The 14,282-nt window shown below is 69.5% G+C and carries 16 protein-coding genes; 8 read left to right on the plus strand and 8 right to left on the minus strand.

Annotated elements, in window-relative coordinates; translation table 11 throughout:
- Nucleotides 1–176 precede the first annotated feature (176 nt).
- Nucleotides 177–1,178, plus strand: a complete 1,002-nt coding sequence (locus V2W30_RS41200) for an NAD-dependent epimerase/dehydratase family protein (protein WP_338704337.1) — start codon at nucleotides 177–179, stop codon at nucleotides 1,176–1,178.
- On the opposite strand, the gene V2W30_RS41205 is transcribed toward V2W30_RS41200, so the two are convergent.
- Nucleotides 1,175–2,497, minus strand: coding sequence for a hypothetical protein (locus V2W30_RS41205; RefSeq protein ID WP_338704338.1), 1,323 nt, complete (start codon nucleotides 2,495–2,497; stop codon nucleotides 1,175–1,177). The genes V2W30_RS41200 and V2W30_RS41205 overlap by 4 nt on opposite strands.
- Before the next feature lie 222 nt (nucleotides 2,498–2,719).
- On the opposite strand from V2W30_RS41205, the gene V2W30_RS41210 reads away from it, so the two are divergent.
- The 5 genes from V2W30_RS41210 to V2W30_RS41230 all read left to right on the plus strand — a co-directional run bounded on the left by V2W30_RS41210 (nucleotide 2,720) and on the right by V2W30_RS41230 (nucleotide 7,106).
- Complete coding sequence (locus V2W30_RS41210) at nucleotides 2,720–3,187, plus strand: ATP-binding protein (protein ID WP_338704339.1); 468 nt, start codon at nucleotides 2,720–2,722, stop codon at nucleotides 3,185–3,187.
- A 323-nt stretch (nucleotides 3,188–3,510) separates the two neighbouring features.
- Nucleotides 3,511–4,536, plus strand: a complete 1,026-nt coding sequence (rfbB, locus tag V2W30_RS41215) for a dTDP-glucose 4,6-dehydratase (RefSeq protein WP_338704340.1) — start codon at nucleotides 3,511–3,513, stop codon at nucleotides 4,534–4,536.
- Nucleotides 4,529–5,542, plus strand: a complete 1,014-nt coding sequence (locus V2W30_RS41220; protein ID WP_338704341.1) for an ATP-grasp domain-containing protein — start codon at nucleotides 4,529–4,531, stop codon at nucleotides 5,540–5,542. Before rfbB ends, V2W30_RS41220 begins: the two co-directional genes overlap by 8 nt.
- Nucleotides 5,542–6,681 carry a DegT/DnrJ/EryC1/StrS aminotransferase family protein gene (locus V2W30_RS41225; RefSeq protein WP_338704342.1) on the plus strand — a complete coding sequence of 380 codons (1,140 nt, stop codon included), beginning with the start codon at nucleotides 5,542–5,544 and terminating at the stop codon, nucleotides 6,679–6,681. The genes V2W30_RS41220 and V2W30_RS41225 overlap by 1 nt, the downstream gene beginning before the upstream one ends.
- On the plus strand, nucleotides 6,678–7,106 hold the full coding sequence (locus tag V2W30_RS41230) for a low molecular weight phosphotyrosine protein phosphatase (RefSeq protein ID WP_338704343.1): 429 nt from the start codon (nucleotides 6,678–6,680) through the stop codon (nucleotides 7,104–7,106). Before V2W30_RS41225 ends, V2W30_RS41230 begins: the two co-directional genes overlap by 4 nt.
- On the opposite strand, the gene V2W30_RS41235 is transcribed toward V2W30_RS41230, so the two are convergent.
- Nucleotides 7,103–8,272: a UDP-N-acetylglucosamine--N-acetylmuramyl-(pentapeptide) pyrophosphoryl-undecaprenol N-acetylglucosamine transferase gene (locus V2W30_RS41235; protein ID WP_338704344.1), complete on the minus strand. Its 1,170-nt coding sequence runs from the start codon at nucleotides 8,270–8,272 to the stop codon at nucleotides 7,103–7,105. The genes V2W30_RS41230 and V2W30_RS41235 overlap by 4 nt on opposite strands.
- A gap of 430 nt (nucleotides 8,273–8,702) precedes the next feature.
- Here V2W30_RS41235 and V2W30_RS41240 point away from each other — a divergent pair, with 430 nt between their 5' ends.
- Both V2W30_RS41240 and V2W30_RS41245 read left to right on the plus strand, forming a co-directional pair.
- Entirely contained in the window at nucleotides 8,703–10,604 is a 1,902-nt protein-coding gene (locus V2W30_RS41240; protein ID WP_338704345.1) for a hypothetical protein, read from the plus strand.
- Between the two features lie 184 nt (nucleotides 10,605–10,788).
- Nucleotides 10,789–11,454 (plus strand): hypothetical protein, encoded by a 666-nt coding sequence (locus tag V2W30_RS41245; protein WP_338704346.1) that lies wholly within the window; start codon nucleotides 10,789–10,791, stop codon nucleotides 11,452–11,454.
- A 112-nt stretch (nucleotides 11,455–11,566) separates the two neighbouring features.
- Here the strand turns inward: V2W30_RS41245 and V2W30_RS41250 are convergent, their stop codons facing one another.
- From V2W30_RS41250 to V2W30_RS41275, 6 genes are all read right to left on the minus strand, one after another.
- Complete coding sequence (locus V2W30_RS41250; protein WP_338704348.1) at nucleotides 11,567–11,863, minus strand: hypothetical protein; 297 nt, start codon at nucleotides 11,861–11,863, stop codon at nucleotides 11,567–11,569.
- 204 nt (nucleotides 11,864–12,067) lie between these two features.
- Nucleotides 12,068–12,295, minus strand: coding sequence for a hypothetical protein (locus V2W30_RS41255; protein ID WP_338704349.1), 228 nt, complete (start codon nucleotides 12,293–12,295; stop codon nucleotides 12,068–12,070).
- Nucleotides 12,296–12,774: 479 nt separating this feature from the next.
- On the minus strand, nucleotides 12,775–12,966 hold the full coding sequence (locus V2W30_RS41260) for a hypothetical protein (RefSeq protein ID WP_338704350.1): 192 nt from the start codon (nucleotides 12,964–12,966) through the stop codon (nucleotides 12,775–12,777).
- Nucleotides 12,963–13,256: a hypothetical protein gene (locus V2W30_RS41265; RefSeq protein ID WP_338704351.1), complete on the minus strand. Its 294-nt coding sequence runs from the start codon at nucleotides 13,254–13,256 to the stop codon at nucleotides 12,963–12,965. Before V2W30_RS41265 ends, V2W30_RS41260 begins: the two co-directional genes overlap by 4 nt.
- 184 nt (nucleotides 13,257–13,440) lie before the next feature.
- Entirely contained in the window at nucleotides 13,441–13,686 is a 246-nt protein-coding gene (locus tag V2W30_RS41270; protein ID WP_338704352.1) for a hypothetical protein, read from the minus strand.
- Nucleotides 13,687–13,833: 147 nt separating this feature from the next.
- The gene (locus V2W30_RS41275) at nucleotides 13,834–14,253 is read right to left on the minus strand and encodes a hypothetical protein (RefSeq protein WP_338704353.1); all 420 of its coding nucleotides are present in this window, start codon (nucleotides 14,251–14,253) and stop codon (nucleotides 13,834–13,836) included.
- Nucleotides 14,254–14,282: the final 29 nt, after the last annotated feature.

A 14,282-nucleotide genomic window follows, 5' to 3' on the forward strand; every position in this document is an offset into this window, starting at 1 on the left:
CTCCAGCCAGAGCACGGTGATGGGGACGCCGACAAGCCGGCAGGCACGCTGCGCACGGTGGACGAGGCAGCGTCGTGGCCGATCTCCCCCCGGTGCCGCCGCGGATCTGGACCGCGCCCTGATATGTCAGAGCATCCCCTGGTGAGGCCGCTCGACGGCCAGGCATGATCGGACGCATGCGCATCCTCCTCCTCGGCGGAACCTGGTTCCTGGGCCGAGCCATCGCCCAGAGGGCACTCCTGAGTGGGCACGACGTCACCACGTTCAACAGGGGCCGCAGTGCGCCAGATCTGCACGGCATCGCGGTGGTGCGCGGCGACCGAACTGATGAAGACGATGTGCGGAGGCTGGCGTCCCACGGCCCTTGGGACGTGGTCGTCGACACGTCAGCGTCCGAGATGGCGCCGTATCAGGTACAAGCCGCAGCACGGATGCTGGCCGGTGTCGCTGACCGTTACGTGTACCTGTCCACGGTGAACGCGTACACGGGCTGGCCGCATGAGCCGTTGGACGAGAGCAGCCCCACGTACTATGCCCCGCCCAACTCGGGCCGTGACTTCGGAGCTGAACAGGGCACAACGATCCACTACGGCATGCAGAAGGCTGGATGCGAGAACGCGGTACGGGACGCTTTCGGGGAATACGCCACGATTCTTCGCCCCGGCGTGATCCTGGGGCCCGGCGAGTACGTGGGCCGCCTGCCGTGGTGGCTGCGCAGGTCAGAGCGCGGCGGTGCCATTCTTGCGCCAGGGAGGCCCGTGCAGTCCATTCAGCCGGTCGACGTACGGGACGTCGCCGCGTTCGCCCTCGATGCACCCCTGGGTGACTTCAACGTTGCCGCACCACAAGGGAGGGCCACGATGGGCGACTTCCTCACGGCCTGCCTTGAGGCAACTGGCGGTCGTGGTCGCCTGGTGTGGGCGCCGGATGGCCTCCTCAAAAAGTTCGGTGTCCGCGAGTGGACCGAGATGCCGTTGTGGCGTACCGCGCATGGTGCTTGGGCGGTCGATTCCCGGCGCGCTGTGGGCGCCGGGCTGTCGTGCAGGCCGTTGGAGCAGACGGTGGCGGACACGTGGGCGTGGCTGGTCTCCGGCCAGGAGCCGGTTAAGCACCCCCGCTGGGACGACCACGGCATCGACTCCGAGAAGGAACAGAAGATCCTTGCCGTGCTGGGTTAGCCCTCTATGGCTAGCCGACTGCCAGGAAGGGGGCGGGCCGCAGCCCGGGCCACGAAGTCTTCGATGATCTCGCCCAGCGCGCGAGCTGGTGTGGCGGAGGCGACTTCCGGCCGGGTGAGTTGGGCGCGCAGGTGTGTCACCCGGTCGACGAGGCCGATCGTGCGCCACTCGACCGGCGTGGCGAAGACGGGAACCAATGCCTCGTCAGCGCCTTCCAGTTCGCCGCGCAGCAGGCGGGCGCGGGCCAAATCGACCGTCACCTGGATCTGCACCTGGCGGTCGACGTCGGGGTCGGCTTCGAGGAGCGTCAGTGCGTGTTCGGCCGCCGCTTCGGCGTGGTGGGAGTCCCCGAGGACGAGGTAGGTCGTCGCGTGGCTCATCGCTGCTCGCGCCGGAGGGAATCCGAACTCCCCTCCTACCGCGTCATGAAGGTCGTCAAGGCCGGAGCCGTGGGGTTCGAGGGCGGCCTGGATGCTGCGTTCGGCTTCCTGGGTCTGGCCGAGGTGGGCGTGGGCGCGGGCCGCGATCGAGGCGAGGCGCACCTGTCCCATGTCGCCGACGCCCGCGAACGATTTGGCGATCTGGATGTTGCGCAGGGCGCTCGAGGGGCGGTTGTCCCAGTAGGCGAGGTAGCCGAGCACGCCGTGCGCGTAAGCCTGCAGGGGGCCGTGCTCGATGGTCTGCCCGTACATGGCGGAGGTCCGCGCGAACTGCACGGCTGGGCCCAGCATTCCCAGGTCGAACGATGCGACGGCTAGGAGGGCTCCCGCCTGTCCGGCCGCAAGGTACAACCGCTCCTGCTGGCGCGGGCGTTGAGTACGTTCCAGCATTTCCTGAACGTCCAGGAGTAGGACCTCGGCCCTGCGGAACGCGGTCACCGGGTCAGTCGTCTCGTAGTCCACGGCGAGTGCCCGAACGTCGTCCTCAACCTGGTCGAGGGTCATGTCGGGGAGGTGGGCGGAGGCGGCGGTCCCGGCGTGGGCCGCAGCGTCACGAGCAGTCATGGCAATGTCGCTTTCGTCGAGCACGGGGTGCAGGGTCACCGAAATCTGCGGCGGGGGTCCGAACAGTTCCCGTGCCGGTCTGCTGAACATCCGTTCCAGGATGCGTGGTGCCGGAGCGTTGGGCAGGCTGCGCATTCGGCCGCTCGTCCACCGCCGCCACGTCGGCTCCGAGACGTCCGCCGTGCGGTACAGGTCCTCGCTCAGCTCATTCCCGAGCTCGGCCCCGCCCCTCCGGTACTCGGCGGCGGCCTCTGCGTACGTCCACGATCGTGCGAGAACCAGGGCATGGAGCAGGTTCCGAGGCTGCGGCGCCATGATCCCTCCAGATCGAGTCGCAGCCGGCACAGACAGCCGGACAGCACTTTGACTATCCCCAGAACCTGGCTCCGAGCAAAGGGAGTTGGCGAGATGACACCTACGTGATGCCCCGCCGCCGACAGTGACACGTCGGTGATACCCCCGACGCATGGTGCGCACCCTTCACGCCAGCAACGCTGATGGATGACGAACAAAGCCAGCCTGAGGGGACCAGCGACCGTGAACACACTGGACACGACGCCCACGGTGGCGGAGAACGTCATCCACGACTGGTCCATGAGCTACTCGATGGTGCCTCGAGCGGTGTCATTGATGCGTGTCCATGTCCGCCGTCGACTGCTCATGTGGGCGTGGGACGGCGATCAGGAGGACGCGACGGTCATCGCCTCCGAACTCGTTACCAACGCCGTCCGCTACTCGCGGGTCGCCGGGCATCTCCTTGACGTGCGGCTCGCGTTGCTCGAGGGCGGTGCGCTTCTCATCGACGTCAGCGATCCGGTAGGTGCGTTCCCCGGGTTCCGCGAGCACCTCATCCCAAGCAGTGACGACGAACAGGGGAGAGGCTTGCCGCTGATCCGCGCGCTGGGCGGGGAACTCTCCCTGACTTTGCTCGCCAACGGGGGGAAGACCGTGCGCGCCCATCTGCCTGCTACGGCGGCGGTCCCGGAGGGGCGTTCGCAGCCCTGATCGAGGCCGTCAGCCTGAGCGGGCCCCTTTACGTGGGGTCTCCTCCTGGTCGTGAGGACCGGCGCGCCCGTACGCGGTGTGTCCCGAGACCTGCTCATTGAGGAGATGGCGCCCTGATCCCGCGCCCCGGCCGCACGTTCCGTGGGGGAGCTCGCGGTCGGCCCACTGCACACCCCGCCCGCTGTCGGCGGCGGGCGGGCGCTCAACCTGGCGGCCGGCCCCGACCCTTGGGACCGGCCGCCGGATACCCCGTGCGGGGCGAAGCCCTGCTTCGCCCCGCACGGGAGACCTGCTCCGACCATCCACAACGATTGGTCAGGCCCATGGACAACATCCTGGTCACCGGCGGTGCCGGTTTCATCGGCTCGCACTTCGTGAAGCGGCTTCTGGAGCGTGACGACGTTGCCACGGTGACCGTCCTGGACACGCTCACCTACGCCGGTCACAAGGCGAACCTGTCGGACTCCTTCATCTCCCCGAAGCTCAACTTTGAGCGCGGCAACATCCTCGACCAGCAGCTGGTCGACGAGCTCGTGCAACGCCACGACTATGTCGTCAACTTCGCGGCGGAGTCGCACGTCGACCGGTCCTTCTTCGAGGCCGGAACCTTCCTGGCGACCAACGTCCTGGGCACCCACGTCCTCCTCGATGCCGCCCACCGCAAGGGCATCGAGCGGTTCGTGCACGTCTCCACCGACGAGGTGTACGGGCCGCTGCCAAAGGGGCATGCGAGCGAGGCGTACCCGCTGCGGCCCACGGTGCCGTATGCGGCATCGAAGGCGGCGAGCGACCTCATCGCGCTCTCCTACCACCAGACCTTCGGCGTACCGGTCTGCGTCACCCGCTCCAGCAACAACTACGGGCCCGCACAGCACCCCGAGAAGGTCATCCCACGGTTCATCAGCCACCTCCTCAACGGCGAGCCGTGCACGTTGCACGGCAGCGGCCAGCACATCCGGAACTGGCTGCATGTCGAGGACAACTGCCAGGGCATCGAACTCGTCCTGCGCGAGGGCACCCCCGGGGAGGTCTACAACATCGGCGGCGGCACCGACCTGACGAACAAGGACCTGACCGGGCTGATCCTGAGCGCCTGCGGCGCCGACTGGAGCCAGGTCAGCTATGTCGAGGACCGGCGGTCCAACGACGTCCGCTACGCCATGGACTGGTCCAAGGTGCGCGAGCTGGGCTACCGGCCGCGGCGGGACATGGAAGAAGGGCTGGCCGAGACCGTGCAGTGGTACCGGGACCACCCCGAGCGGCGGGCGCCGGCGCTGCGCGACCCCGAATCGACGCTGCCGGAGATCAGCCTCGCGAAGGCCGCGGAGAGGGGCATCACCCATGTCTGAGACTGGAATCATCCCGCCCAAGCGGATCGTGGTCACCGGGGTCGGCGCCGCTCCCGGCTTCGACCTCGCGCGGCATCTGCAACGCCTCCAGCACCATGTCATCTGCACGGACGCGCAACCGCTGGCGCCCGGCCTCCTCCTGCCGAGGGTGACGGCGCGCGTCACGCCGCGCGCCGACCACCCCGCCTACGCGGCGGCGATGGTGCAGCTCTGCCGACAGCTGCGTCCCGACGCCCTCATGGTCGGGATCGAGAACGACCTGCTCCCGCTGCTGGAGATCCGAGAAGACCTGGCTCGTGTGGGCGTGCGCCTGTGGCTGCCGGACGCGGCCTCGGTCGAAGCCTGCCTGGACAAGGCGGCCTTCCACGAGGTCCTGGTCAAGGCAGGCGTCCCCACCGCCCGGACGGTGCTGCCCGAGCAGCTCGACGAGGTGCCCGAGGGCGAGGGCGCGCTGGTGGTCAAGCCGCGGCGCGGGCACGGCGCGCAGCACGTCCACATCTGCTCGACACACGAACAGGCCCGCGTGCTGTGTGAGCTGGTGCCCGAGCCGATGATCCAAGAGCGGCTGCTGGGCTACGAGTTCACGGCCGACTGCCTCGTGGACCGAACCGGCCGGGCCGCGGCGGTCCTGCGGTACCGCGCCCTGGTCAAGTCCGGGCTGTCGATGGTGTCCACGACCTTCCACGACGAACAGGTCGACGCGGTGGTGCGGCAGACCCTCGCGGCCGCCGGAGCCATGGGCCTGTGCTGCGTCCAGGGCTTCGTCGACGACGCGCACCCCCAGCGGGTGCGCATCACCGAACTCAACGTGCGCATCGCCGGGGGCTTCGCCCTGGCCGAGGCCGCGGGCGCCGAACTGATCGGGCAGAGTCTGAACGCCATGTTCGGCCGCCACGTCGACCACTCCCGCCTCGCCTACCGGCCCGGCATCTTCCTGACCAAGTACGTCGAGACGCTGGCGAGCGGCGACCAGACCCTGCTGCCCGCACTGTCGGAGGTGTGCTGATGACCCGTGCGACTGCCCGGCCGGACGCCACCCGCAACGCCAGCCCCTACCTGTACGGGGGCGAGCAGGCCGCCGTGGACCAGATCCTCGCCAGCGGCCACTACGGGCACGGGCGGGCCACCGAGGACTTCGAGGAAGGCGTCGCCCGCTTCCTCGGCGTCGCCGACACGGTCGCCGTCAGCTCCGGAACCGCCGCCCTGCACCTGGCGCTCCTCGCCGCCGACCTGCGGCCGGACAGCGAGGTGATCGTGCCGTCGCTGACCTTCTGCGCCACGATCCACGCGATCCTCGCCGCCGGCGCCCGGCCCCGTTTCGTCGACGTCCACCCGCACACCCTGTGCATCACCCCCGAGATCGTCGAAGCGGCCCTCACGCCGGCCACCGCCGCCGTCGTGCCCGTCCTGTTCGGCGGCCGGGCCGTGGACCTGACGCCGTTGCACGGCACGCTCGACCGGCGGGGGATCACGGTCGTGGAGGACGCCGCGCACGCCTTCGGCTCCCGCTGCGGCACCCGCTGGGTGGGCTCCACGGGGGAGTTGACCTGCTTCAGCTTCGGCCCGATCAAGAACATCACGTGCGGCCAGGGCGGCATGATCGTGCCCCGCACCCCGGCCGAGGCCGCCCGGCTACGCGGCCTGCGTTCCCTGGGTGTGCCCGCCTCGGCCGACCGCCGTGCGGCGGCCACCACCTACGAGGTGACGACGGTCGGATTCCGCGCCCACATGTCCACGCTCAACGCCGCGATCGGCACCGTCCAGCTCGCCCACTTCGCGGTCGCCGAGAGCACCCGCAAGCACCTGTGGCGGCAGTACGAGGCGGCGCTGAAGCCCATGCAGGGTGTCGATCTGGTGGACGTGGACGTGGACAACTCCGTACCACACCTGGCCGTGGTGAAGGTCCAAGACCGCGACCGGGTCTGGGAGTTCATGCACGCGCGCGGCATCGGCGTGGGCGTGCACTACCCGCCCAACCACACCCAGCCCGCCTTCCGGCCCTGGCACCGGCCGCTGCCCGCCACCGAGCGCCTCGGCGAGGAGATCATGACGCTGCCCTTCCACCAGCACCTCGGCCCCGAGGACATCCACCGCGTGGTGGACACCCTGCAACAGGCCCTGGCCGCCGCCGGAGCAGGACGATGACCGGCCGGCCGCGCCGCATCCTGACCGTGTGTCTGGGCAACTACTGCCGCAGCCCCCTGGCCGCCCGCATCCTCGCCGACCGGGCCGGGGACGCGGCCGAGGTCCGCTCAGCGGGCCTGGTCGACAAGTGGGTCGGCCACACCGCCCACCCGGACATGATCGCCGCCGCAGCGGTGCGCGGCTACGACCTCCTGGACCACGCGCCCGCCCCCGTCGACCGGGCCGCGCTCGACTGGGCCGACCTCGTCCTCGCGATGGACCATTCCGTGCTGGAGAAGCTGCTCCTCATCGCAGACGACAACGCGCACAAGATCCGCCTCTATCTCGACGGCCAGGACGTGCCCGACCCGATCGGCCAGCCGATGGCCGCCTTCACCCGCTGCGCGCAGATCATCGAGACCGGAGCCGCACGCCACCTCCGCTAACGGCCGGCAACCGACAGGACGAGATCCACCAGCCGCTCGGCGGCATCGGGACGCCCCTGCGTGCGGGCCTGCGCGGCCATCTGCGTGCGCCGGCCCGGGTCGGCGAGCAGCGGAGCGACTGCCTCGCGCAACCGCTCGGCGGTGACCTCGCCCGTCAGCGCGAGCGCCGCGCCGACCTTCTCCAGATGCTCGGCGTTGTGGGCCTGCTCGTTCCCGGCCGAAGTCGCCAGCGGCACCAGCACGGACGCCTTGCCCAACGCGGTGAGTTCGGCGATCGTGCCCGCACCACTGCGGGAGATCACGACGTCGGCGAGCGCAAGCACGTCGGGCAGCTCGGGCCCGACGTACGCGGTCAGATGGTGGCGCGCGGCGAGCTGCGGGGCGAGCGCCGCCGCACTGCGGCGCAGCTCGTCGACGTGGTCGGGGCCGCACTGGTGGATGACGTTCGCCCGCTCCAGGAGCCAGGGCAGCAGATCGCGTACGAGGGTGTTGATCTGGAGCGAGCCCTGGGCCCCTCCGGTGACGTACACGGTGGGCAGCCGCCGGTCGAAGCCGCCCAGCCCGAGGGCCTGTACGGCCTTGTCCGGCTGCCCGGACAACACCTCGGGCCGCACCGGGTTGCCGGTGACCACCGCGCGGTCGCGAACGCCTTCGGGCAGCAGCGACAGACTGGACTCGGAGGACACAGCGATCCCACTGGCGGCACCGGCGAGCGTCTTGTTGGCCAGGCCCAGCCGCACGGTCTGCTCGTGCACAACGAGCGGGACGCGGCACAGCCGGGTGGCGGCGATCCCGACCGGGACAGCCACATAGCCGCCGGTCGCCAGCACCACATCCGGGCGGAAGTTGTTGATCGCCTTGCGGGCCTGCATGACACCGAGCGGCACGCGGCTCATATCGGCGACGTTCGCAGGCGACGCCATCTTGATCGGGTTCTTCGAGCGACGGATCTTGCCCACCGCCACCGAGGCGAACGCGATGCCCTCACCAGCGGCGACCCGCTCCTCCAGGCTGTCGGCCTTGCCCACCCACAGGACGTCAAGGCCACCGCCCACGGCCGTCAACCGGGCCTGAAGCGTGCGCACCGCGGTGAGGGCCGGATAGGTGTGCCCGCCGGTCCCGCCACCGGTCACGATCAGGCGAAGCGGGGGGTGAACGCTGCTCACAGGAACGGCTCCAGTCGCTCTCGAACCTTGCTGGGGATCGGGCCGTCTCCGCGCCCGGATGACGCCGAGCCTGCCACGCTGAACTCCAGGACACCGAATCCACGCAAGCAGCACAGGCGTTTTGCGGAATCCGGTCGATTCCGGGCCGGAGACCCGGCTGCCTGTGTGGACAGTGACGTAGTAGCTCCACGTCTCACCCAACAGGGTGGTCTCCGGGAGCGGTGCCACGGCTGCACGGTCCCCGAAGGGTACTTTTGTCCCAGCCTGGCCCGAGCGAGGGGCCAGTTCCGGGCGCCTCATCCGACCTGCGGGCGTCGTCGGGAAACCTTCTTCGCCGTTACACCTTCCCAACTCGGTTTCCGCACTTCCTGCACCAACAACACCGCGTTGTTCAGAGCCCGGTCGGGGGCCAGTGCCGAAAGGACACGCGATGTTGCTGCATGACGTTGCTTCCGCGCGCGCGGACTTCACCAAGGAGTCACTCGAAGGAGTCCGCGCCCGCGTGGGCGAACTACCCGGCTACTCCCGGCTGGTGCCCGCGGCGCGCAGTCGACAGGCCCTGCTGGAATCCCTGCTGCTCGGCGCGCTGACAGCGCCCGCGGGTGGCCTGGCGGCCTTCTGTATCGCCCAGGTCGTCCCGCAGGAGCAGCGCCTCGACGTCCACCTCACGCACGGCGAGGCATTTCTCCCCTTCTTCGACCTGCTGCCCTCACGGGACCAGGACAAGACGATCCACGGGGTCGGCGGCCTGCGGGCACAGCCCGCCGGGCGGGGTATCGATGTCTGGTTCGACGGCCAGGAAGGCAGCGCCCTGTTGCATGTGTCCTGCCGCGGCGTCGACATGATCCCCCTGCTTAGCGACCACGAAAGCACCGAAAAGGCCCTAGGCCGACGCCCGTTGTGGACCCACAGCACACCGCCGCCGCGCGCCGCACGGGGCGGGCGGCCCCGTACGCGGCGCCGCGACGCTCCGATTACCCCGCCGACCCTCACTGAGCGCCACGGCACTTCCATGTACCTGGCCAGCGCCCTGTTGCGCCGGCCCGGTCTGTGGGAACGCCTCGCCGGGCATCAAGGGGTCCGTGTCGTCAGCGAGGAAGCTGATCACGGACTGGACTGGCACGTGCGCCGGAGGGTGGGGCCGGAGGTGCCACCGCACGACGACCGGCTTGCCGCCGTGCTGGAGAACACGCTCGCCGGCCCCGGCCTCGTGATGGACCGCACGACGCACGAGTGTGGGCCGAGCGCGTGCCACATGCGTTTCATCCCCCGCCTCCACGGCGACGGCTGGGACGGCATCCTGACCGTGACCACCACCAGCGTCCCCTCCGATACCCCCGTGCCGGCGACACGCCGCCCCCGCCCCTTCTCTGTTCTTGGTGAGCAACAGACCGCCGACGGCCCCGCTTGCCTCCCCCCACTCCGACCGAACGCCCCCGGCCGGGTGCTGCAGTTGGAGATGCCGCCGATGACCTCGGACAACTTCACGCCCCGGCGGTTCGCCGAACAGTTGGGCGCCGCCTGGGCACTGCACGGTGAGCGGGTACTGCTTGTCGGATCCGCACGCAGCACAGTGCCCCGACGACCTTGGCGCTCCGTCCCGCAGTGGCCTCATACGGAGCGGCCCAAAGCACCTACATCAGGGACTCTTTGGCAACCCGCGCGTCTGGTGTCTGGTGCGGGCGCGCTGTACGAGCACGTGAGCGACCTGTCCCTCGAGGCGTTGGCAGATCTCGTTGCCTGGGCACGGGTGCACTTCGACTGGATCCTCCTTGCGGACGACTGGATCCACAATCACCTGTGCCCGGGGTCGCTTGAGGGCATCGCCGACGAGTATCTGCTGCTGAGTAACGACCAGGGGTTCGAGGTCAATGTCTCGGTGAGCCATCCGCGACACCGGACGGCCACGGGAGAAGGGATCCCGCTCACGCCGGCGGAGGCCGCCATGGTGTGGCGGGAGAGAACCCTGCGCCACGTTCCGGTGGACACGATCCCCGTGACCGGCGTTCTCCTCATGGCCGACGAGGCCGAAGAGCCCCAACTGCACCGCGCGTTCGTTGCCGAAGCCGACCGCGTTCTCGCCCGGCTGGGGACACCCGTACTGGGACGCTTTCCCGCCCGCCTGGTTCGAGGAGGGCGCACGGTTCTGGACCACGAGCCGGAGGAAGCCGATGGGAGCCTGTGTGACGTCGCGCGAGCCGTGGCGATCGAGATGAAGGCCACGCTCTCGGCTCCTGAGGGAACGAGAACAGACTCCCCAGTACGGCCGTGCGGGTGTTTGTCCAGTTCGTGCGGATGCACCCCGACGTCGGCCCTCGTTGCCCGGGCATGAGTACGGACACCGACCACCTCGTTCCCGCGCAGGGCGCGCTCGCCCGCCGCCTGGAGATGCTCACGCTGGAGGAGACGCGCGACCTGCTGCAGCTACTCCAGATGATCACCGGTGTCGTGAGAAGCCGAGAACCCTGCTGCAGGCAAAGCCGGTTGGTCCCGGGCGTTGCGCGGACGGCAGTTCGATGCTGACGGCCGAGGGAGAGTTCTTCGCCGGCCTGGCCGACCGGTATCCCGGCACCTATTACCTCGTCCCTGACGTGGAGCGCGTCGATGATCTGCGGCGGGTGCGCGGCGAGCTGCCCGCAGCCCCGTGGCGCACGCTTGTCGCAGACATGCTGCGGCTGCACGTCGCCGACGACGCGGAGGTCCTGGAGCAGCGGCCGGCAGCGGACTTGTTGCCCGGAGACATGCTGCCCGGGTGGCCCGAAGGCACCGTGACCGCAGTGCCCTGTCCCTGCTGGCGGTGGGGCTCGGCCGTGTCGGACGACCCCGTGCTGAGCCAACCCGATCACCGGCATCTGATCGAGATCAACCACGAGGACGTCGGCATCTCGGCAGACGAACTCCTGCTGGTGGTCGAACACCGCCTCACGTTCCTGTTCTGCGACGAAGTGCTGGTGCTGTCCGCATGTGTTCCCGGACTCGACATCGACGTGATCATGGCGGCGAAAGGCGAGTTGCCGACCGTGTACACGCCGTTCGAAACCCTCTACTCCGCCGCTTTCCACGACGCCGTGGCTCACGCGGTGTGGGAGACCGCCCAGGACGAGCCGGCGCCAGGAGCCGAACGCGCACACCCCTTGATCCTGGGCCTGCTGGAACTGGTGGAAGCGGGCTGCGTGCCGTAAAGAGGCAGTGCGCCGGGATGCTCTGGGCGCGGTGAGGGTCGGCCCCGGGTGTGCGACCGCCCCTCACGCTGACCTGACGTGGCCGCGCCGTCACGAGGGCAGGCCCCGCCGCTCAGACGTCCGGCCCTCCGGCCGAGTTGTCGGTGCTCGCGGCGCTGTCGACCTCCAGTACGGAGCGCAACCGCGCGGTGCCGCCGGGATGAAGCTCAAGGTCGTTGGCCCGATTGATGAGCGCACGGCGCCCCGGATAGGCGCGCTCGGCGACCTGCACGTCCCGCTCGTCGAACTCGCCGTAGAAGTACACGACGCCGTCGATCATCTCGGTCTTCCAGGCGCCCGTGGGCCAGCGGGCGAGGAACGCCTCGAAGGTCATCGGCTCGGAGGCCGGTGGCAGATCAGGTCCGAACACAGTTGCCTCATCGTGAGCTGATCGACGGGAGTGCGCGGCGCGGGCCGTAAGTATGTGGCTCGTCGGACCCGCACCGCGGCCACACCCTATGCCGCAGGACCGGATCGGCCGAACACGAAGCGGAGCGAGACCTGCGGCTGCCGGTGGCGCCGAATGCGCGGGATACGGCGAGGCCGACCATGGGTCAGCGGCCTCGGGTCGCCCCTACTCTCCGGGAGCAGAGGCATCGACGGATGTGTCGTCCGGCCATGCATCGATGACGGTCTCGTTCGCCGTGTCGTACAGCTCAACGCGGACGTCCGTCTTCCCGTACAGGCCGATCCAGTCGCCGGACTTCTTGGCGGCGACGGCTGGTTCGTCCCACCAGCCGGTCTTTGCGTCGCGGTCGGCGAAGGCGACGACGACGCGGTACCGGCCCGGTGGAACGCTCATGACGGAGATCATGTCAGAACCTGTCTTTGAACCCTGGGCGTTGGGACATGCATGTAGAGACTGGGCAGAGCGTCAAGGAAGGCGGCTAGGTGTCGGAATCACACGACGGCCGTTGCCACGGGCGTCAGCCCAAGGCATGGGGTCTCGTAGCTGCTGGAGTGCTCGTTGTAGCGCTGGGGTACGCGATCGACCGCTTACTGGTCGTGGGGACTGGCGAAACCGTCGACACCATGGCGTGGCTTATCAGTGGAGCGGGCCTGACGATGACCCTTGTGGGCGCATTCCGGCTCGTGCGATCCGTGGAGCGCCCCTGACGAAGCTCGGAACCGAACTCGCCCGCGTAAGTTGAGGCGTTGGCATCGTGAGGTGTCTGCGTTGAAACGACGTCGCGACCCACGCACATAGCCACAGCGGCAAAGCGGTGGCTTAGCCCGCGTACGCGAGCGCGAGCACAGTGACCGTGCTCGTCGGCTGGCCGATCAGGATGACGACGGTGCGCGGCCGCGGGCGACCGTACGCACGATGCCGTCGTCCTCGCCGTACGGCTCGCTGGCCGCCAGCGGATCCTGCAAGGCGTCGACGAGGCACACGGCGATGTCGCGGCGCGCGTCGTCACCGAGTTGCTTATAGACGTCGTACTGGTCGGGCGGGAAGCGCAGACGGAACGTCACGCAGCGCCTCGCCGGTGCCCGGCGTCCCGCGCGATGTCACCGGTCAGGTCGGCTGCGTCGGCGTACTGGGGCGGCAGCTCGCCGTGCTCCTTGAAGTGGGCGCGCGCCGCCTCGATCTGAGGCCGGGCGGCCTGCAGTTGTTCCACGGCGCGGGCCCACCCGCCCAGAACGTGCGGGAGTTCGTCAACGGGGGTGGTGTTCACGTCCTGGACGAGCTGGGCGCGGTTGGCCGAGTGCGGCAGGGCGACGTGGAGGCGGTCGACGTTCCACTCCGGCGGCTGGTTCGTCATGACCTCGCTCCTCCTGGCCTATGTCACGTCCGTCGCTGTCCTGTACTCAGCGTACCGGCTCGGGCGGAGGCGGGAAGGAGGAAGACCGCGGCCCAGGCGGGGCCGGGGGGCGCCGCGTCCGGATGTGGCCCGGGGCATTGTGGTACCTCGGTGAGAACTCATCTCTGACCCTCACCACGCGGTCCTACTCAAGGCAGTGGCAGCCCATACACACCAGGCAGCAGCGACACGCGGTGCACTGCTCGCTCTCCAGGTCGCCGCACGGCTGGAACGTGTCGTCCGTCGGTCCCGGGCAGAAGCACTCGCAGCACGATCCGCACCGGCCGTGCACCCGGTCGACGCGGCGGCCGTCGAGCACGGTGGTCTCGCGGCTTCCGCAGTCCCGGCACTCCACAGGCACCACCACCTCCGGATCCGGCAGCGTGTCCATCTCCTGCGCCCACATCCGCAGCGTCTCCAGGTCGGCCGCGGTGACTCCGACGGCGGGGTCGACGGGGTGTGCGAGCAGCGGTCCAACCGGGGACAGATAGGCGGTGGTGCGGCGGGTCTGCGCCTGGTGCCGGTCTCCGCCGCGTACTCACGCCACTGGGCGGTCGTGGGTACGGGCCCAGGAGATGACCTCCTCGGCCCGCCAGTGCAGGCCGTTCTCCGCGTCGGGAGACCGGCCGGGGTCGTCCACGCGCATGTAATGGATGCGCCCGGTGTGGCGCATCGGCACCAGTGGCGGCACCTTCTCCCAGCCGAGTGCGGGCAGCAGCGGCTCCAGTTCGGCGGCGGTGTAGCTGGAGACCAGTACAAGGTCCGCCGGGAGGTCCGCGAGAGCCCGGCCGACGTCCGGGTTGAGAGCGAGCCGCAGGACGCGCGGCCGGGGGTAGACCATGGCGGCCCACTCCCGCCACGCAGCCGACTCCACATCGTGCACGTCATACCCCGAGGGCAGCTGGTCCCCGTACGGGGCGAGCACTCCATCAATCTCAACTGCAACGAAAGGACGCATAGCGTTACGATAAGCCGCAAATTGCCGCG

It is taken from the genome of Streptomyces sp. Q6 (assembly GCF_036967205.1).
GTDB classification, from domain to species: domain Bacteria; phylum Actinomycetota; class Actinomycetes; order Streptomycetales; family Streptomycetaceae; genus Streptomyces; species Streptomyces citrinus.

Excerpts from the sequence above, each read along its gene's own strand:
- V2W30_RS41200 (WP_338704337.1), top strand. The coding sequence starts at position 177 with ATGCGCATCCTCCTCCTCGGCGGAACCTGGTTCCTGGGCCGAGCCATC.
- V2W30_RS41205 (WP_338704338.1), bottom strand. The coding sequence starts at position 2,497 with ATGGCGCCGCAGCCTCGGAACCTGCTCCATGCCCTGGTTCTCGCACGA.
- rfbB (WP_338704340.1), top strand. The coding sequence starts at position 3,511 with ATGGACAACATCCTGGTCACCGGCGGTGCCGGTTTCATCGGCTCGCAC.
- V2W30_RS41220 (WP_338704341.1), top strand. The coding sequence starts at position 4,529 with ATGTCTGAGACTGGAATCATCCCGCCCAAGCGGATCGTGGTCACCGGG.
- V2W30_RS41225 (WP_338704342.1), top strand. The coding sequence starts at position 5,542 with ATGACCCGTGCGACTGCCCGGCCGGACGCCACCCGCAACGCCAGCCCC.
- V2W30_RS41230 (WP_338704343.1), top strand. The coding sequence starts at position 6,678 with ATGACCGGCCGGCCGCGCCGCATCCTGACCGTGTGTCTGGGCAACTAC.
- V2W30_RS41240 (WP_338704345.1), top strand. The coding sequence starts at position 8,703 with ATGTTGCTGCATGACGTTGCTTCCGCGCGCGCGGACTTCACCAAGGAG.
- V2W30_RS41245 (WP_338704346.1), top strand. The coding sequence starts at position 10,789 with ATGCTGACGGCCGAGGGAGAGTTCTTCGCCGGCCTGGCCGACCGGTAT.
- V2W30_RS41255 (WP_338704349.1), bottom strand. The coding sequence starts at position 12,295 with ATGAGCGTTCCACCGGGCCGGTACCGCGTCGTCGTCGCCTTCGCCGAC.
- V2W30_RS41265 (WP_338704351.1), bottom strand. The coding sequence starts at position 13,256 with ATGACGAACCAGCCGCCGGAGTGGAACGTCGACCGCCTCCACGTCGCC.
- V2W30_RS41270 (WP_338704352.1), bottom strand. The coding sequence starts at position 13,686 with ATGGACACGCTGCCGGATCCGGAGGTGGTGGTGCCTGTGGAGTGCCGG.
- V2W30_RS41275 (WP_338704353.1), bottom strand. The coding sequence starts at position 14,253 with ATGCGTCCTTTCGTTGCAGTTGAGATTGATGGAGTGCTCGCCCCGTAC.